We start from the raw sequence: 18,284 nt of genomic DNA, 5'->3' as shown, positions 1-18,284 counted from the left end.
TAAACCAATGAATATCTTTGGAATAGTTAAGGCATCTTGTAATTGCATAATCTTCGTTTTTAGTAACTCTAAGTTATGCTTTTACATAGATGCTATGAGGGATTTGGGCAATTGGCTTATCGGAAAGTTGGTTTTGTTTTTGAGATGATTTGCTTCGCCTGTTCGCTATCTTTCTTGTGTCAAATCCGAAAACGGGGCTTAATATAAAACCAAACCAAACCAAACCAGTTGTATTAGCAAACCGTTGTTATGCCATCAAATTGTTTTTCTAGACATACTGAAAATAAAAACTATTATTGACAAAATCCACCGACCAAAAGGATATAAACTATTCCCCAATGTTTAGAGCAAAAAAGAAGTAAAATTTTTCTTAATTAGACATTATAATCTTAAATACATAACTATGTAATACTTGGCTTATAGCCATGATCTGCAGCAGATTAAAAGTTCCTTTGTTGATTTATAATTTATTATATTTGAAAAATATACGATGATAAGACAGATTTTATTTTTAGTATCTGAAAGATGTAGTGTAGTGAGCCAATCAATACTAATTACAAGTTAGGAGTAACCACTGAGAAGTGCTGCTAATATTAAGCTCACGACAAATAGACGAACACTTTAAAACAAAAATGAAATCTAAAACATTCACTATCCTAACATTTTTGATTTGCATCTTCTGTCTAGCGACAAACCTACATTGGTTTTTTTATCTAGACATTTATTCCGAACTTCACATACGAGTAAATATTATGACTGCTGTTCTCCTTATCTTGGTTGTGCTTTTGCCAATCATGCAACAACGACTAAAAAATGAAAAAAAAGAACACAATTTCTTCTAAAATACTTAGTAGTTGGAAAAAACTGGGTCCAGGTCTTGTAACAGGAGCAAGTGACGATGATCCATCTGGAATTGCAACCTATTCTCAAGCAGGTGCTGCCTATGGACTTTCAACACTGTGGACTGCAATTATCGCTTTTCCTTTAATGGCCGCTATTCAACAAATGTGTGCTCGAATTGGATTAGTAACCTCCCAAGGTTTGACCGGAACATTAAAAAAACACTATCCAAGACCTATTTTGTATCTTATGTTGTTGTTTAGTTTTCCTGCTATTGTAATGAATATTGGTGCTGATATTGCAGGTATGGGTGCTGTAGGTAATCTATTACTTCCATCTATTGATGCTAATTATTTCAGTGTTCTTTTCACGATTATTCTTTTAGGCTTAATTGTTTATTTACCATATCAAAAAATTGCGGCAGTTTTAAAGTATTTGTGCATCGTTATGCTGGTTTATTTTATTGTTCCGTTTTTATACAAACAGGATTTTAGCGAAATTCTTAAAGCGACATTTATACCAACCATAAAGTTTGACAAGGATTTTATCGCCATTATAGTTGGAATACTAGGCACAACAATTTCACCTTATCTTTTTTTTTGGCAAGCATCGGTGGAGGTTGAAGAAATGAAAAATAAAAGGAAGCATTTAATTGTAAACAAAAAGTTAATTCATAACATGAACCAAGATGTAGATTTTGGAATGACAGTTTCTGCTTTTGTTATGTATTTTATCATTCTTACTACTGGCACCGTTTTGTTTAAAGGAGGCATCCATCAAATTGACACTGTGGAACAAGCTGCAACGGCATTAAAACCTTTGGCCGGTAATCTGGCCTATCTTCTTTTTGCTGTTGGTGTAATCGGAACAGGACTTATCGCAATTCCAGTACTGAGTGGTTCGATTTCTTACATAATCACTGAAACATTTGACTGGGAACAAGGACTTGACAAAAAATTTCATGAAGCAAAAGCATTTTATGTCATCATAGCTATTTCACTAATACTTGGGTTATCTTTAAACTATGTAGGCATTACACCAATTGAGTCGCTGATTTATACAGCCATTCTCTATGGATTAACTGCTCCTGTCCTAATTGCTATAATCTTACACATTTCAAATAACAAAAAAATAATGGGTAAAAACGTGAACGGAAGATTAGCAAACATACTTGGTTTTGCAGCATTAATTATTATGACAGTAGCTGCCGTAACTTTAATCTATTTGCAATTTTCAGGCAAGTAAAACTTTTGACACGATAGATGTTAGTAATGCACAAGGTAACGAAATCAGGTTCATCAATTTTTTACGAACATTATAAAACTCCTTGCTTTGCTTCATTATCAATCTTGTTGACTACGAAAGACTGGCTAATCATCTTTTGGATTTTTTAAGTCCTTTTTTAAACTGTTTTCTTAGATAAATCATTAAGTAGCTTTGTCCAAAAAAAGAATTTTAATTGTAGTTTCAATCACATATATTTACACAGTGACGAACCTAATTGAGTTCCTCTGAAGATTTGTAGATAAACTGACGTTAGCTGCAAGTCTATACTATCACTTACCACAATGAAAATAACAGAAAGATAAATGCAGCATAATATGCAAAACATAAAGGAATTTACAACATTTGCGTGGATAGATTTTTGCCAACCCGATAGAGCAACTCTTGATAAAATTGCGGAGCAGTACAATTTAGATATTTTTCAAATTATTGACAGTTTGGAACACGGCCATTTACCAAAGTTTGAAAAACAACCCAACTATAATTTTTTGATTTTACGAGCTTTTACTTCAACTATTGAACATGGCGCAACAACGATAAACGACCTGTCTAATAAGATTGCATTTTTTTACAATGACAACAAAATTATTTCAGTACACAGAAGTCCGTTTGAATTTTTAGAGCGTATCGACATAGAATTTTCAAAAACCGAAGACCTTTTAATTTATTTAATTCTTAAAATGGTTGAAAGCTACCAATCACCACTCAATGAATTAGACAAAAAAATAGAGGAATTTGAAAAAACTATTTTCTTAAAAGACTATTCAAAAGTTTCTCTTGAAGATTTGTATTTCTTAAAAACTCAAACAAGAATAACCAAAAAACTATTGCAACTATTTCAAAATGTGATCAATCAAATTGAAGTAAGCGAATTTAACAAAACAGCTTTACAAGACATTAAAGACACGTTGTTGAACTTAATATTAAATTATGACGAAGTATTAGAAAACGCAAACAATTTATTAAATAGTTATCACTCGGTAAATTCTCAAAAAAGTAATGACGTTGTGAAATTGCTGACTATATTTTCTGCATTTTTTTTACCGTTAACATTTGTAGCAGGAATTTACGGAATGAACTTTGAAAATATGCCAGAGCTCAGATGGCAGTTTGGATATTTTATGACACTCAGTATAATGGCGATTATCGCAATTATTATATATTTTTGGTTCAAACGAAAGAAGATAATTTAATAGAAAAAGGTGAGCACCCAGCAAAGGTTTTGTAACGTGCGGAGCACTAAGTAGTGTTTAAAAGCCTATGATTGGTCAGGTTTTTGTCGATGAATTTGTTTTTGGTGTCAAAGAAGATCTTAAGCATGGAAGGAGTAATGATTCAAAAAAAAAAAATTGATAATCAACATTGAAACCAGTGATATTGGCGGATTTAAAATGCTATATTTTGACCAGCTTGAAGATTATTCGTGTAAAGAAATATGCAAAATATTACTAAGCATATTTCCAAATCTGCATTAATAAAAACAGACAAATGGACTGGATATAATCCGTTAACAAAAGAGTTTGATTTGAAAAAAATAAAAATGTAGAAAATCAAATGACTTTGGAGGTTTACACGGATTTCGAACTATTACTCTAATAAAATTAAAGCATTTTAAAACTTGTTTTTTAAAAGTAATAAAGATTAAAGTAGTTAGTCTTTGTGTTTTTTCTTCCCTAATAATACTTTTAGGTACAATTTAAATCAAAACAAAATAGCAGTAATAATTTTTTTTAACAAGTCTTTGGCGAGTATAAAGATTATTTATCTAACTTTGTTTAATATTTAGATTTTTGATATAAATGAAAAAGTTTCACATTTTATTGATAGTTGTACTTGGCTTCTTTCTGATGCCAATGTTAACTTTTGCGTGTGAAAATAATTTATCGAAACATTCTTCTTCAAAAGAGACTTCCTCAAAAATGGATAAAGATGATTGTTGTAAAAACGATAGTCATTCAAAAACTAAAAACCACAAAGGTTGTGAAGGAAAATGCAGTCATTCTAAATGTGGTTGTGCTTCTTCTTCCAACACATCTTTTTCTATTAATGAATTGAATTTTAATAAAAATATTTTTAATTTCTTATCAGAAAAACAAAATTTTTATAATTACGAAACCACCATTTCTTCTGGTTTCAATTCTTTATGGCTTATACCAAAAATAAGCTAAATTCCAATTTTGATATCCATAATTGTGTCAAATAAAAATCAATTATTGCTACAAAATCATTTACTATCTCCGTTAATTTCATTTTTAATAAGGTGGCTAAGTCGCGCTTCGTTTTGTTGTTGATTACCTTATCCAATTTAAAATCTTTTTACAATGAAATCACTAAAAAAAAACAGTAATAGCGATAACTTTATTGGTGTCATTTCCGGTGTCTAATGCGCAATTCAAAAACGATAAAACCTAAACCGTAAAAATATTTGGGAATTGCGCGATGTGCGAAACGACCATACAAAAGCAGGAATTCTCAAAAAAATTGTAAATGTTGATTGGAATAAAGATACCAAAATGGATACGCTTACTGTTGTTGCTAAAAAAACCAATCAAAACGAAATACTGAAATGTAATGTATTTGTGGTTTGTAAGGATGATAAATTTCCTGATCCAGATGCTGCATATTTAAAACTGCCGGAATTTTGTTAGTACGATCACGAAGAGAAAATGGTTGAGGAAATGGAAACAAAAACTGAAGCGCCTAAAATGGAAGTAACCGACCGCGCTAAAATGAACGTCAAACAAGCAACAAACCAATTAATTCCAGTTTTCGACAATTATTTCTTAAAAAAAAGGCCTCGGTAAAAACAGACGGAAAAACCGCTTCTGTGAAGGCAAAGGAATTTTTAACAATTATAACTTTTGTAAAAATGGAAACATTAAAAATGGATTTCCATATGGTTTGGATGAAAGTTTTTAAAGATTTAACTGCTGATGCAAAAAATATTTCTGAAATACAGGATATCGAAAAGTAAAGAAAACTTTTTAAATCATTATCTAAAAATACGTATGAGCTGACAAAATTTTCAAAATTTACTGAACCGGTTTATTATCAATATTGCCCGATGCAAGATGCTAATTTTTGAAGTAAAGAAATACAATTAAAAATCCGTATTGCGGTTCACAACTATTATGTTTTGGTAAAAAAGTGGAAACATTCAAATTAAAACTTTAAAAAATGAAGAATATATTTTTTACTGCACCAAAAAAAACAACTGGTATTGTAATAAAAATGTAAACTTTACAATATCTAAAAATAACAATTTAAAAAAATAATAAAATGAAAAATCTAATCCTTTCAGCCATAGCAATGGTATTTGTAGTAGCTTCTTGCAACCAAAAAAATAAAGAAGCTGTGACAACTGATTCACAAAAAACAGAAAGTACTTCACAATTGTATGCGTGTTCCATGCACCCCGAAATAACAGGAAAAAAAGGAGAAAAATGTTCAAAATGTGGAATGGAATTAACCGAACCAGTTGCACAAAATGAAGAAGCTCATGATCATACTGATGGTAGTCATAGTCACAATGATGCGACAGCAGTTGAAGTTAAAACTAAAGCTACATCGGTTACCCAAACAACATTTTCTACAAATGAAATAATTTCTGATTATTTAAAACTAAAGAACGCACTCACAAAAGACGATACAAAAGGAGCAGCTAATGCTGGTAAAGCATTATATGCAACTTTCAATAAAGTCAATACCAGTATAATAGATCTAAAATTGAAAATAGAATATATTGATATTGCTGATGATGCGAAAGAACACGCAGAACACATTGGCGATAATGGTGGAAAGATTGACCATCAAAGAGAACATTTTGCGATGTTGAGTAAAGATGTAAATGATTTGATAAAAATATTTGGAGCAAAACAAAAACTATATCAAGACTTTTGTCCTATGTATAATGAAGGAAAAGGGGCGATTTGGATAAGTGAAAGTAAAGAAATAAAAAATCCTTACTACGGTTCGAAAATGCTCACTTGTGGTTCTATCAAAAAACAATTATAAAATGAAATCGCCATGATTCCAAAATCATAAATTAGAATGAAGAATGGCTATACCATATTCCATTAAAAAACAAATATTATCTTCATATGAAAAAAATCATCAAGAAAATACTCGTAATTGGGTTTGTAATTTTTTTGTTGATGCAGTTATATCAACCTGCTCGTAATGAAAGTTACGAGCAGGAATTAACTTCAAATTTTACAAAAATGTACGATGTTCCTAAAAATGTTGAAACTATCTTAAGGACATCTTGCTACGATTGTCACAGTAACAATACCAATTATCCATTATATTCTTACATTCAGCCCGCACGGTTTTTTATGGAAGAACACATTAAAGATGGTAAAAAGGATTTGAACTTTAATGAGTTTGGAAAGTACTCCAAGCGAAAACAAGAAAACAAACTAGAAGCTATCATCAAACAAATAAAATCCGATGAAATGCCTTTGGGATCTTACACATTAATTCATAAAAATGCCATTTTGACGCCAACACAAAAAGAGGAAATAATCAATTGGATTAAAAAAACGAAAGATAGTCTTTCAGTAGAATAATAAATATTATGGTAGAAAAATTAATCTCATTTTCACTAAAAAACAGATTTGTAGTCTTACTCGTCTCAGCTTGCTTACTCGCTTGGGGTATTTATAGCGTACAACAAAACCCTATTGATGCCATTCCTGATTTATCAGAGAATCAAGTTATTGTATTTACCGAATGGATGGGAAGAAGTCCACAGGTCATCGAGGATCAAGTTACTTATCCATTGGTCTCCAACTTACAAGGAATTCCAAAAATCAAAAATATTCGTGCCTCCTCTATGTTTGGGATGAGTTTCGTATATATCATCTTTGAAGATGATGTAGATATCTATTGGGCAAGAACTCGAGTGTTGGAAAGATTAAATTATGCCCAACGATTGTTGCCTCAAAACGTAGTGCCCACATTAGGACCAGATGGAACTGGAGTAGGACATATTTTTTGGTATCATTTAGAGACTAACGGTATGGACTTGGGAGAACAAAGAGCCTTGCAAGATTGGTACGTAAAATTTGCATTACAAACTGTTCCCGGCGTGGCTGAAGTAGCATCATTTGGTGGGTTTAAAAAACAGTACCAATTAGTGTTAGATCCACTGAAAATGCAGTACTACAATGTGAGCATAATGGAAGTGATGAATGCAGTGAAAGCAAACAACAATGATGTTGGTGGTCGAAAATTTGAGATGAGCAACATGTCTTACATAGTGAGAGGTTTGGGTTACATAAAAAACATAAAAGACGTAGAAGACATTGCTGTTAAAAATTATAATTCCGTTCCAGTAAAAGTAAAAGACATCGGTTCGATACAGATGGGTGGTGATTTGCGCTTGGGAATTTTTGACGAAAATGGAACAGGTGAAGTTGTAGGAGGAATTGTAGTCATGCGTTATGGTGAAAATGCAGATGAAGTGATAAAAGCGGTTAAATTAAAAATGAAAGAAGTTGAAAAAGGATTGCCTGAAGGCGTTTCTTTTAAAACGTCTTATGACCGAAGTGAATTGATTGAAAAAGCGATCGAATCGGTAAAAGGAACTTTAATAGAAGAAATGATTGTTGTTTCAATTGTTATACTACTTTTTCTTTTTCATTGGCGAAGTGCTTTAATTATTTTAATTCAATTGCCTATATCTGTGGCTATCGGTTTTATTTTACTTGAAGCCTTTGGGATATCATCTAATATCATGTCACTAACTGGAATTGCATTAGCTATTGGTGTTGTCGTCGATGACGGAATTGTAATGGTGGAAAATGCCTATAGGACAATTTCGGAGAAACAGGAAGAAATGGAGAGCAATCAGAATAATTCGGAAATAAAATGATAGATAAAATAAAAAATATATTCAAAAAAGAACACGACCCCTTATCTTCTGAAGAAAAGTTACAACTTATAGAAAAATCTTCAAAATTAGTTGGTCCAGGTGTCTTTTATTCAACACTTATTGTGATCGCTTCCTTTTTACCTGTATTTCTTCTCACGGGTATGGAAGGTAAATTGTTTAGCCCATTGGCTTGGACAAAATCATTTATACTTATAGTTGATGCTTTTTTAGCGATTACCCTTACTCCAGTTCTAATTAGTTTTCTGCTTAAAGGTAAACTTCGTCCAGAAAACAAAAATCCAATTAACAAAAAACTGGAGAGTATTTACACGCCAATTTTGATTTTTTGCTTAAAATGGAGGAAAACAGTATTAGGTATTAATATAATTGCGCTGCTGATTGGCGTTTTAATGTTTACCCGTTTAGGGACCGAATTTATGCCGCCTTTAGATGAAGGTTCCGTGCTTTTTATGCCTGTAACGTTGCCAGATGTATCCAATTCTGAGGTTAAAAGAATTTTACAAGTGCAGGACAAATTGATAAAATCGATACCCGAGGTGGCTCATGTTTTAGGTAAAGCCGGACGCGCCAACACAGCAACCGATAACAGTCCCATAAGCATGATTGAAACGATTGTTTTGCTAAAACCGCAACACGAATGGCGAGAAGACAAAACGAAAGCTGATATTGTTAATGAAATAAATAATAAACTTCAAATTCCAGGAGTTACGAATGGTTTTACACAGCCCATCATTAACCGGATTAATATGCTAGCTACTGGTATTAGAACCGATGTAGGAATAAAGATTTACGGAGCAAGTTTAGACACTATTAATGTTTTATCTCAAAAAATAAAAAAAGCCCTTGAAGGTACTTCTGGCGTAAAAGATTTATATGCGGAACCGATTACTGGCGGAAAGTATATCGATATCGAGGCAAAAAGAGAGGCTATCGGCAGATACGGACTTACAGTAGATGATATAAATAACGTGGTAGAAGCGTCTATTGGCGGCATGAAACTTACTACAACCATTGAAGGACGACAACGATTCTCTGTAAATGCCAGATATGCTCAAGAATACAGAAATAGTATTGAGGCGTTAAAAAAACTCCAAGTGCAAACAATGGAGTTTGGTCCTATTCCATTGGAAGCCGTTGCCGACGTAAAAATAAGCGATGGTCCTCCAATGATAAATAGCGAAAATGCAATGCTACGAGGCAGTGTACTATTTAATGTACGAGATCGTGATCTAGGAAGTACAGTAAAAGAAGCACAAGAAAAATTGAATGCAATGATTACTAAAATGCCAAAAGGCTATTATGTGGAGTGGAGCGGACAGTGGGAAAACCAAATCAGAGCCAATAAAACATTACGCCTGATTTTACCTGTAGTTGTCATCATTATTTTCCTTATTCTTTACTTCACTTATCGTTCCATGAAAGAAGCACTGATTACAATGATAACCGTACCGTTTGCTTTAATTGGAGGAATTTTTATGGTCTATTTTTATGGAATAAATTTATCTGTAGCTGTTGCAGTTGGTTTTATAGCATTGTTTGGAATGGCAATCGAAACCGCTATGTTAATGACTATTTATTTAAATGAAGCAATGAATAAAATGGTAGAAAAACACGGGAACAGTGCCGCAACAATTACAGAAGCAATTTTGAAACAATACATTATTGACGGTTCTGCCAAAAGGTTGCGACCAAAATTGATGACCGTTTCCGTTTCCTTATTTGGATTAATCCCTATTCTTTGGGCAACAGGAACCGGTGCCGATGTGATGCTGCCAATTACGGTTCCACTTATTGGGGGCACAATCACCTCTACAATTTATGTATTATTAGTAACCCCTATCGTTTTTGAGATGATGAAACTTCGAGAATTAAAAACAAAAGGCAAAATAGAACTTATAGATGTTAAAGAATAACTATTATATCGCAATAAGCTGTTTGATTTTAAGTACTGCTAATATGGTGGCGCAAACACTTTCGTTGGATGCTGTTTTGACGAATATCGAAACAAATAATCCACAACTAAAAATGTATGATGCTGATATTCAAAGTATGGATGCTGCTGCAAAAGGCGCCAAAAGTTGGATGGCACCACAAGTGGAAATGGGTTTTTTTATGACGCCTTACAATACCAAAATGTGGAAAGCAAGTGAAATGTCTTCAGGTATGGGATCTTACATGGTGGGCGTTACACAAATGATCCCGAATGCCAGAAAACTTAAGTCTGATTTCAATTACATGAACGCCATGTCATCTGTTGAAAAAGAAAATAAAGAGTATACAATTAATCAATTAAAGGCACTGGCAAAAACAAATTATTACCAATGGCTGGTTTTAAATAAAAAAATAAAAATAGCGGATGATAATTTATTGCTCTTAGGATATATGATAAAAAGTATGGAAATACGCTATCAGTATAATATGGATAAATTGCCAACTTATTACAAAGCAAAATCGCAATACGGTGCATTAGAAAGTATGATTGTAATGTTACAAAACGATATTTCCCAGAAGCGAATTATGCTGAATACATTGATGGCTAGAGATAAAAACACTTCGTTTGAAATAGATGAAACCTATAAATTAAATGATTTTGATGCCATAAAAGCAGATACAATTTTACTTTCTCAAAACCGAAGTGATGTTAAAGCTATTGAAAAAACAATGGTATTAAATCAATTAAAAATTGAAACCGAGAAAGCAAAATTATTACCGGAATTTGGTGTTAAATACGACCATATGTTTGCCTTTGGAGAACAACCAAAACAATTCACTTTGATGGGAATGATTACTATTCCGATGCCTTGGTCAACAAAAATGAATGAAGCCAATATCAACAGTTTTAAAATCAAGAATGAAGGTCTCAACTGGCAAAAGCAAATGATTTTGAATGAAGCAGCAGGAATGATTTCGGGAATGAATACCGAACTGATAAACCTAAAAAAACAATATGATATTGCTGAAAAAAATATCATTCCTGCCTTAAAACGAAATTATGATACGGCAATATTGTCGTGGCAGAATAATACGGGAGATCTGTTTGTAGTTTTGGATGCTTGGGAAGCATTAAATATGGCCCAAATTGATCTTCTGGATAAATTACAAAATATTTTAAGCACACAAGTAGAAATCGAAAAACAACTAGAAATCAAATAATTATGAATAAATATTTAAAATATAGTTTAATTTTAATCGTAATTTCTACTTTAGGATTTGCTGTCTATTTCTTTACAATACAATCAGACAGTCATTCGGAATTGGAACATCAAAACGAGATTTACACCTGTTCGATGCACCCGAAAATCATTAGAGATAAACCCGGAAACTGTCCTATTTGCGGAATGACTTTGGTAAAAAAAATAACAGAAAGCCAGGCTGAGGAAGACAATTCTATTGACAATTTTTTGAAACCTACTGATAATTTTATCGTCGGGGATTTTCAAACTACAACTGCCAAAGACACGACATTAAGCAACGAGATAAACTTACCCGGAATAGTGTCATACGATCCAAACTCCTCCGTCAATATTGCTGCTCGAATAAGTGGAAGAATAGAAAAAATGTATGTCAATTACAAGTACCAAAAAGTAACTAAAGGACAGAAATTGTTTGATTTATACAGCCCTGAATTATTAACAGAACAGCAAAATTTTATTTATTTAATTTCCAATGATTCCGATAATACCTCAATTATTAAAGCCTCAAAGCAAAAATTATTGCTTTTCGGAATGACCGTAAGTCAGATAAATTCATTGTTTTCTTCCAAAAAAGTAAATCCTCGAGTTTCAATTTACAGTCCAGCTTCTGGAATTGTTCAAGGAACAGAAAAAATGGATAATACAAGCAATTCGTCGATGCAAAGTGCAAGTAACAATACCGAAATATTAAGCATAAAGGAAGGTAATTACATAAAAAAAGGAGAAGTTGTTTTTAAATTAGTAAATACCGATAAAGTATGGGGCATCTTTAATGTTAGCCAAGGGTACAATAGTCTAATTAAAACCAATCAATCTATCAAAATTGCGACAGAATTAGACAAAAACGAATTCATCGATGCACAAATAAATTTTATTGAAACTCAATTTAATCCAGCAGATAAATCCAATAGAATTAGGGTATACATCAACAATAATAAACTAAAATTTCCCATAGGTCTGCGATTGCAAGGCATTATAAAAACAAATCCGACGAAAGCCGTTTGGTTACAAAAACAAGCATTAGTGAGTATTGGCAGCAAGAAAATCGTTTTTATAAAAATGAACAATGGCTTTAAAGCGACCGCAATAAAAGCAGGAATTGAAATAGATGATTTTATTCAAATCATAAGTGGAATTTCCGTTGAAGATACCCTCGCTAAAAATGCACAATATTTAATTGATAGCGAAAGCTTTATTAAAACCGAAAAATTATGAAACCGTTAAAAAGCATAGTCATGTTAGCAATACTATTTACAGTATTTACAGCTTGCAATACCAAAAAAAAAGAAGACCATAGCGCACATAAAAGTAAAGAAACTACTTTTTACACTTGTTCTATGGATCCTCAAGTAAAGGAAGATAAACCAGGGAAATGTCCCATTTGCCATATGGATTTAACTCCTATAAACAGTGACGACACAGCTGCAAATGAGATAAGCTTGAGTAAACAGCAACTGCAATTGGGGAACATCACCATGCAAACTATTGCAACAACTCAAAGCAGTTTAGAGCAAAATTATACTGGAGTTTTAACAATGAATCAAGAGAAAATTTATACCATTTCTGCCAGAGCAATGGGGCGAATTGAAAAATTATACTTTAAAACAGTGGGAGATTACGTTGCTAAAAATGAACCAGTATATCAATTGTACAGCGAAGATATTGCTATTGCTAAACAAGATTACTTCACAGCATACAAACAACTTACCATGCCAGGTGATTTTGGAAAAAATGCACGTACGATGCTTATTGCTGCCAAACAAAAATTAGTATTCTTTGGTTTATCCAATGCCCAAATTGAAAATATAAAATCGAGTAAAGAAATTTCTCCGTACACTATCTTTTATAGTAATAGCAGTGGAACTATCTCAGAGATAATAGCAACAGAAGGCAGTTATGCCATGGAGGGTGCTGGTATAATTAAATTGGCAAATTTAAATAGTCTTTGGCTCGAAACACAGGTAAATATAAATTATGCAAAAAACATGCAACTTGGACAAAAAGCCACAGTTTCATTTACTGATTTTCCTGACAAATCTATCAGTGCAAAAATCTCCTTCATCAATCCTGAAATAAATCCAGATACCAGACTGCTTTTAATTCGAATGGAAATACCTAATCAAAATTTGCTGTTAAAACCCGGAATGCAAGCCATTGCAAGATTGACACAATCCAATATAAAAGGCGTATTTATACCCAGTGATGCGGTCATAAGAGAAGAAAATGCTTCGTACATCTGGATTGAAAAAAGACCGGGAGTATTTGAAAGCCTTATGGTTGAAACTGGATTGGAAATTAATGGGATGATTGAAATTAAATCAGAAATGGATCCAACCAAAAAAGTGGTGATTACCGGGGCGTACGCCATAAACAGTGAATACAAATTTCGTAAAGGAAGTGACCCTATGGCGGGAATGGAAATGTAACATTAGCTGAATTCCATATCACAAAAAATAACGTAACAACTGTTTCAGTACTAGAGGTAATGACTTAAAAAGTACTTAATACAATCGTAGTATGCAAAAAACCGAATGGAATCACTACACACTATGGTGATGATAGAGATATTCGTTTTGGGGCCACGTTATATTATTAAAAAACTCAAATTTTAAATGTAAATAACGAATATTTGTTCTAAAAGACAAGTGTCTTTTTTTTAAACCACGATTTTAAAAAAAAGTTACACAATTGATAATGTGTTAATTATATAATTATTTTTAGAATTTCACAATATTTTTTCAAGTTAAAAAGCTACCTTTAAATAGCGAAAATTAATTTGCGATTTAAAAGTAAAAAAGATGAGTCATCAAAAATTTAAAGAGTGTATCGATGCATGTTCAGAATGTGCAGTAGAATGTTCTCATTGTGAAAGTGAATGCTTGAATGAGCAAGACGTAAAAATGTTTGCTCGTTGCATAAAACTAGATCATGATTGTGCGGCTATTTGTTTATTTGCAATGCAGGCTATGGCAAGTGGTAGTGAATTTGCGGAAAAAATCTGCAAATTATGCGCCGAAATTTGTACTGCTTGCGCCGACGAATGTGAAAAACATGCACACATGGAGCATTGCAAAAATTGTGCGGAAGCCTGTCGAAAATGTGCTATTGAATGCAGTAATATGAGTAAAATGTAAGTATTCAAATCTCTTAAATTAAGTTTCGTTTAGAGGAATTATTTAAGAGATTTTAAACAATAAAAATTACATACTCCGAAAACGGTATAAAAAAGCATATTAATTATTTATTTAGTTCTTGCCAATCCAAAACTGAGGAAAATCAAATTCTTTGAAAGTCAGATGATAAAAAGTCGACTAATGAATACTATTGCAAACGATTGCGATACGTCTAACAACATAATGCAACCAATGATGAACAGTAGTAAAGGAAAAAGAATGATGAAAAATCACGAAAATATCATAAAAATGAGGAAGCATGATCCAGGTATGATATAAGGAATTGATAACCGAAATGACCGTCGGATCTAAAACAAATAGTACGACGATGACTAAAATGTGTAAATCGATTACGAATCATCCTAAAATGATTGATGAGATGACAGATAAAAAAATTCAATCACTCAAAATGACTGGATTCAACAAACGTATAAATGTGTTGAAAGAATAAAAATATAAACAACAGTAAAATAAAAAAAATGGAAACTCAAAAAACGTACAGCTGCCCAATGCACCCAGAAGTTACATTGGACAAACCCGGAAAATGTTCTAAATGCGGAATGAATTTAGTGGAGGAAAAAGAATAGAAATTCTTTAAGCAATCCGACGCTTCAAAATATAGTAAAACAGCAATTAATGAAATTGGCAACAAACCATTTTCACCCAATGCCGCAGTGGGTATTGTTTCTGTTTATGACAGAATGTTTTTAAAAAATATTCGTAGGCAAATGGGAGTTCCACGTAAATAATATGCTGAAGTTGATCGCAACGCTTTTAGAGTCAGAGAGAAAATTACTAAAAATGCAGCTAAATTTTTTCGTAATAAAAATCCAGCTTGAATTTAAATATAATGGTTATTGATGGCTCTCCAAAAAGTGCAATACTCAAAGCAGCTGAAAAGTTTGATATTGATTTGATTAGCCTTGGTTCTCTTGGTTTTGAGCCGTAGAAGGCTTTCTGCTTATCTTGGTTTTCCAAACGGGGGCATTACATGCAGAGTTTTCTATGGAGATTTTACCTAAATAATATGAAACAGCGACAACATTAAAAGTAAGGAATTAAATTCCTTAAATAGAAAATTAAATTCGTTTCAGTCGATCCTTTTTTTATTGAACAATATTTACTGATAAAAGAAAGTGATTATATTTTTTTTTAAAATTCAACAATGTTTTTTTGCTGTAAAACGTAGATCTACATATAGTTAAAATGTTTAACAAATAAATTTAATATCATGAAAACAGTACAAAAAGTTGCATTAACGATTGGTTTTATTAGTCTTTTATATTCCTGCCAGTCAACCAACCAGGTTCTCTCAAAATCAGATAAGAGAATGGAAATTATGAATGAGATTGCTAATAATGAAAGTATGTCAAAAGAGATGATGGGGATACTTATGAATAGCAAAAGCGGGATGATGATGATGCAGGAGAAGGAAAAGGAAATGATGAAAGATAGTCATGCGAAAATGATGGGAATGATGAAGGAAAATCCGGAAATGATGAAAAGTATGATGTCAGAGATGATGATGAAGAATCCGGAGATGATTAAAGAAAATCATGCTAAAATGATGGTAATGGTGAAAGAAAATCCAGAAATGATGAAAAGTATGATGTCAGAAATAATGAAAGGGATGAAAGATAATCCAGAAATGATGAAAAGTATGATGTCAAATTTGGTAGAATCATCACAAGGAGATGACGCGATGATGTCTGAAATGTGCAAGGAGATGATGGGAAATGAGAAAATGATGAAAATGATGGACAAAATGAAAAAAGAAAAAATGGACATGAATAAAATGAAAAGAATGGATAAAAAACAGTAAAAGGAAAAAGATCAGCACATCATTAATAATTTATTTAACCTTAATACTATAGAATTATGTTGGAAAACGGCAACGGAGAAATGCATATGGGTGAATACTCTTTCATGGGAATGCACATGTTTTGGTGGGTTTTTATACTAATTATTCTTATAGTATTCTTTGTAGGAACAAACAATTTTAGAAAAAGAAAATGATTAATGCGAAATTTAGAATTACAGAGACGAGAATAATATTAGCATTAGCATTTATACTCGCTTTAATTTGCCATGGTTATGCAGAAAATAGAAATGAAAGGAGAATTTTCAAAAAAACGGATATTCGACAGACACAGTCTGTAACCAACACTTATTAAATGCATCCTGAAATTCATGTCACTAAACCGGAAAAATGTCCCAAAAGCGCTATGAATCTCATTTATGAGAAAGCAAAATTGGTTAATAAATCCGTTCAAAACATGTTTACAATTGCTTTTCTGAATTGAAACATTCTCCATTACTTTTTAAAGCCTTTCGATTATCATCATTTGAATTGTTCTGCTCGTGTTATTCCATCATTTTATCTGAATTTTTAAGAGAATTTACATTCGTATAGAAAAGGATCTCTTTTTAGCTCACAGTGTTTTCCATAGCTTTTATTGCAGTTCCTTTCACGCCTTTTTTATGAGTTGTATTCGTCCTTGATTTGAATAAAATGACGAATGTTGAGGTTCAGTAAAATTTGCTGGCTCAGATTGCAATGTTGCTACTCGTGGACTATCAACTTTACCGTTACTACTGTGATAAATTACGCATTATATTGTGAATGTGTTTTTACCATACGCAAGTTGTTTCTCTGTACCGCTATATAATGGCTGACTGTATTTTTCTCCCAATTCCTATTGTAACAATTTACGAGTTCCATCCATTAATTGTAAATGCTCGCTATTTTCTTATTCCTTTTGTTACGAATGGTTCTATTCAACCTGTTTATGTTTTTTTTTCTAAATTCCCATAGGAAGTATATATCAGCATGGACATCATTACGGTAATGATTGCAAACTTGATTTTGGTAGTTACAAAGTGTTTACACTCAGTGTGATTGAAGAGCTCACAATATTGTTTTGATTTTTTCTTAATTGTCGTTTAGGTTTTTACATTAAACCAAATACATATACTCAAAAATTCATATCACTAAAACCCTTCCAGTTAATTAATAAATCACTCTAATTTAATAATTTAGTGTGAATTTACGGTCTGTTTAAAGACGCAACCATCAATTTTTAATTTTTTTATTTCCTTAAAAAAGATACATCATGCTACAGGAATGTTTTATGTCATCAAACTAGTACAGTTTTATCACTTTTTCATTCCCTCCATTTAACCATCACCATTCCTATTAATATTTCACCGATCTTTAAAAAAATACAAGCCAAATTATCTAGTACTGGCAGCTTCGGATTACATTTTAAAGAAAAAATATTCTTATTCAAAATCGATTAAAATTTGCCTAATATGAAATAACGAAATATAATATATCTGTTCATTCTTTGACAGAAAATAGTATGATCTCAAAGTCAGCAAAATTGCTTCGCTAGCATCAAAAATAGCTCACAGTTTCGGCACATTAGAATTCCCGCAATATTTATTTTACAAATTATAGGCAATCAATAAAATTTATTACTTTTACAATCTTGAAAAAAATAATTGCCATATTATTCCTTTTTGTTTTTTTGTGTGCTAACACAGAGATGGGACAATTATTGAAATTACCCAACTTATTACAACACTTTTCAGATCATCAAAAAGATTACAGTAGCAAAAATATTTCATTACTTGATTTCATAGCAATTCATTACAATGATACGCAACATCATTCTGATCAGGAAGAAGACAATCATCAAAACTTACCTTTTAAGACAATTAACCAATCAGTTAATAATGTCCTTGCTTTTGAAACCATAATCGAGTTTTCATTTCGCAAACCAAATACTATTTCTGTAAATAGTACTGTTCCGTTTCGTCCAGAATTTTACAATTCCGATGTTTTTTTATGCATCTGGCTTCCTCCCAAATTGAGTTAAATTAATTTTAAATGCC

17 protein-coding genes are annotated in these 18,284 nt (G+C 32.1%); all 17 read left to right on the top strand.

Going from position 1 to position 18,284, the window contains the following annotated elements:
* Positions 1 to 813: 813 nt before the first annotated feature.
* A complete protein-coding gene (locus ACP7AV_RS11280) occupies positions 814 to 2,085 on the top strand; it encodes an NRAMP family divalent metal transporter (RefSeq protein ID WP_426092030.1) in 1,272 nt (423 codons plus the stop codon).
* Between the two features lie 356 nt (positions 2,086 to 2,441).
* A complete protein-coding gene (locus ACP7AV_RS11275; RefSeq protein ID WP_426092029.1) occupies positions 2,442 to 3,317 on the top strand; it encodes a CorA family divalent cation transporter in 876 nt (291 codons plus the stop codon).
* 606 nt (positions 3,318 to 3,923) lie between these two features.
* Complete coding sequence (locus ACP7AV_RS11270) at positions 3,924 to 4,292, top strand: hypothetical protein (RefSeq protein WP_426092028.1); 369 nt, start codon at positions 3,924 to 3,926, stop codon at positions 4,290 to 4,292.
* Positions 4,293 to 4,556: 264 nt separating this feature from the next.
* Complete coding sequence (locus ACP7AV_RS11265; RefSeq protein ID WP_426092027.1) at positions 4,557 to 4,772, top strand: hypothetical protein; 216 nt, start codon at positions 4,557 to 4,559, stop codon at positions 4,770 to 4,772.
* A 30-nt stretch (positions 4,773 to 4,802) separates the two neighbouring features.
* Positions 4,803 to 4,928, top strand: a complete 126-nt coding sequence (locus ACP7AV_RS11260) for a hypothetical protein (RefSeq protein ID WP_426092026.1) — start codon at positions 4,803 to 4,805, stop codon at positions 4,926 to 4,928.
* Positions 4,929 to 4,951: 23 nt separating this feature from the next.
* Positions 4,952 to 5,098, top strand: a complete 147-nt coding sequence (locus tag ACP7AV_RS11255; protein ID WP_426092025.1) for a hypothetical protein — start codon at positions 4,952 to 4,954, stop codon at positions 5,096 to 5,098.
* Positions 5,099 to 5,403: 305 nt separating this feature from the next.
* Positions 5,404 to 6,138 carry a DUF3347 domain-containing protein gene (locus ACP7AV_RS11250; RefSeq protein WP_426092024.1) on the top strand — a complete coding sequence of 245 codons (735 nt, stop codon included), beginning with the start codon at positions 5,404 to 5,406 and terminating at the stop codon, positions 6,136 to 6,138.
* An 86-nt stretch (positions 6,139 to 6,224) separates the two neighbouring features.
* Positions 6,225 to 6,692 (top strand): heme-binding domain-containing protein, encoded by a 468-nt coding sequence (locus ACP7AV_RS11245; protein WP_426092023.1) that lies wholly within the window; start codon positions 6,225 to 6,227, stop codon positions 6,690 to 6,692.
* Positions 6,693 to 6,700: 8 nt separating this feature from the next.
* On the top strand, positions 6,701 to 7,999 hold the full coding sequence (locus tag ACP7AV_RS11240; RefSeq protein WP_426092022.1) for an efflux RND transporter permease subunit: 1,299 nt from the start codon (positions 6,701 to 6,703) through the stop codon (positions 7,997 to 7,999).
* A complete protein-coding gene (locus tag ACP7AV_RS11235) occupies positions 7,996 to 9,933 on the top strand; it encodes an efflux RND transporter permease subunit (RefSeq protein ID WP_426092021.1) in 1,938 nt (645 codons plus the stop codon). The genes ACP7AV_RS11240 and ACP7AV_RS11235 overlap by 4 nt, the downstream gene beginning before the upstream one ends.
* The gene (locus tag ACP7AV_RS11230; protein ID WP_426092020.1) at positions 9,920 to 11,173 is read left to right on the top strand and encodes a TolC family protein; all 1,254 of its coding nucleotides are present in this window, start codon (positions 9,920 to 9,922) and stop codon (positions 11,171 to 11,173) included. The genes ACP7AV_RS11235 and ACP7AV_RS11230 overlap by 14 nt, the downstream gene beginning before the upstream one ends.
* Positions 11,174 to 11,175: 2 nt before the next feature.
* On the top strand, positions 11,176 to 12,429 hold the full coding sequence (locus ACP7AV_RS11225; protein ID WP_426092019.1) for an efflux RND transporter periplasmic adaptor subunit: 1,254 nt from the start codon (positions 11,176 to 11,178) through the stop codon (positions 12,427 to 12,429).
* A 20-nt stretch (positions 12,430 to 12,449) separates the two neighbouring features.
* The gene (locus ACP7AV_RS11220; RefSeq protein WP_426092018.1) at positions 12,450 to 13,640 is read left to right on the top strand and encodes an efflux RND transporter periplasmic adaptor subunit; all 1,191 of its coding nucleotides are present in this window, start codon (positions 12,450 to 12,452) and stop codon (positions 13,638 to 13,640) included.
* Positions 13,641 to 14,012: 372 nt separating this feature from the next.
* Entirely contained in the window at positions 14,013 to 14,348 is a 336-nt protein-coding gene (locus ACP7AV_RS11215) for a four-helix bundle copper-binding protein (RefSeq protein ID WP_426092017.1), read from the top strand.
* A gap of 518 nt (positions 14,349 to 14,866) precedes the next feature.
* Positions 14,867 to 14,974, top strand: coding sequence for a heavy metal-binding domain-containing protein (locus tag ACP7AV_RS11210; RefSeq protein ID WP_426092016.1), 108 nt, complete (start codon positions 14,867 to 14,869; stop codon positions 14,972 to 14,974).
* A gap of 644 nt (positions 14,975 to 15,618) precedes the next feature.
* Complete coding sequence (locus tag ACP7AV_RS11205) at positions 15,619 to 16,209, top strand: membrane or secreted protein (RefSeq protein ID WP_426092015.1); 591 nt, start codon at positions 15,619 to 15,621, stop codon at positions 16,207 to 16,209.
* Positions 16,210 to 17,878: 1,669 nt separating this feature from the next.
* Positions 17,879 to 18,268, top strand: coding sequence for a hypothetical protein (locus tag ACP7AV_RS11200; protein ID WP_426092014.1), 390 nt, complete (start codon positions 17,879 to 17,881; stop codon positions 18,266 to 18,268).
* Positions 18,269 to 18,284 lie beyond the last annotated feature (16 nt).

Origin of the sequence: Flavobacterium sp. DSR3-2 (assembly GCF_049896525.1) — a bacterium.
Classification (GTDB): Bacteria; Bacteroidota; Bacteroidia; order Flavobacteriales; family Flavobacteriaceae; genus Flavobacterium.
This window is presented reverse-complemented; position numbering and strand designations above follow the sequence as displayed.

Coding starts and splice junctions, on each gene's coding strand:
- ACP7AV_RS11280 (WP_426092030.1), top strand. CDS start 814: ATGAAAAAAAAGAACACAATTTCTTCTAAAATACTTAGTAGTTGGAAA.
- ACP7AV_RS11275 (WP_426092029.1), top strand. CDS start 2,442: ATGCAAAACATAAAGGAATTTACAACATTTGCGTGGATAGATTTTTGC.
- ACP7AV_RS11270 (WP_426092028.1), top strand. CDS start 3,924: ATGAAAAAGTTTCACATTTTATTGATAGTTGTACTTGGCTTCTTTCTG.
- ACP7AV_RS11260 (WP_426092026.1), top strand. CDS start 4,803: ATGGAAACAAAAACTGAAGCGCCTAAAATGGAAGTAACCGACCGCGCT.
- ACP7AV_RS11250 (WP_426092024.1), top strand. CDS start 5,404: ATGAAAAATCTAATCCTTTCAGCCATAGCAATGGTATTTGTAGTAGCT.
- ACP7AV_RS11245 (WP_426092023.1), top strand. CDS start 6,225: ATGAAAAAAATCATCAAGAAAATACTCGTAATTGGGTTTGTAATTTTT.
- ACP7AV_RS11240 (WP_426092022.1), top strand. CDS start 6,701: ATGGTAGAAAAATTAATCTCATTTTCACTAAAAAACAGATTTGTAGTC.
- ACP7AV_RS11235 (WP_426092021.1), top strand. CDS start 7,996: ATGATAGATAAAATAAAAAATATATTCAAAAAAGAACACGACCCCTTA.
- ACP7AV_RS11230 (WP_426092020.1), top strand. CDS start 9,920: ATGTTAAAGAATAACTATTATATCGCAATAAGCTGTTTGATTTTAAGT.
- ACP7AV_RS11225 (WP_426092019.1), top strand. CDS start 11,176: ATGAATAAATATTTAAAATATAGTTTAATTTTAATCGTAATTTCTACT.
- ACP7AV_RS11220 (WP_426092018.1), top strand. CDS start 12,450: ATGTTAGCAATACTATTTACAGTATTTACAGCTTGCAATACCAAAAAA.
- ACP7AV_RS11215 (WP_426092017.1), top strand. CDS start 14,013: ATGAGTCATCAAAAATTTAAAGAGTGTATCGATGCATGTTCAGAATGT.
- ACP7AV_RS11210 (WP_426092016.1), top strand. CDS start 14,867: ATGGAAACTCAAAAAACGTACAGCTGCCCAATGCACCCAGAAGTTACA.
- ACP7AV_RS11205 (WP_426092015.1), top strand. CDS start 15,619: ATGAAAACAGTACAAAAAGTTGCATTAACGATTGGTTTTATTAGTCTT.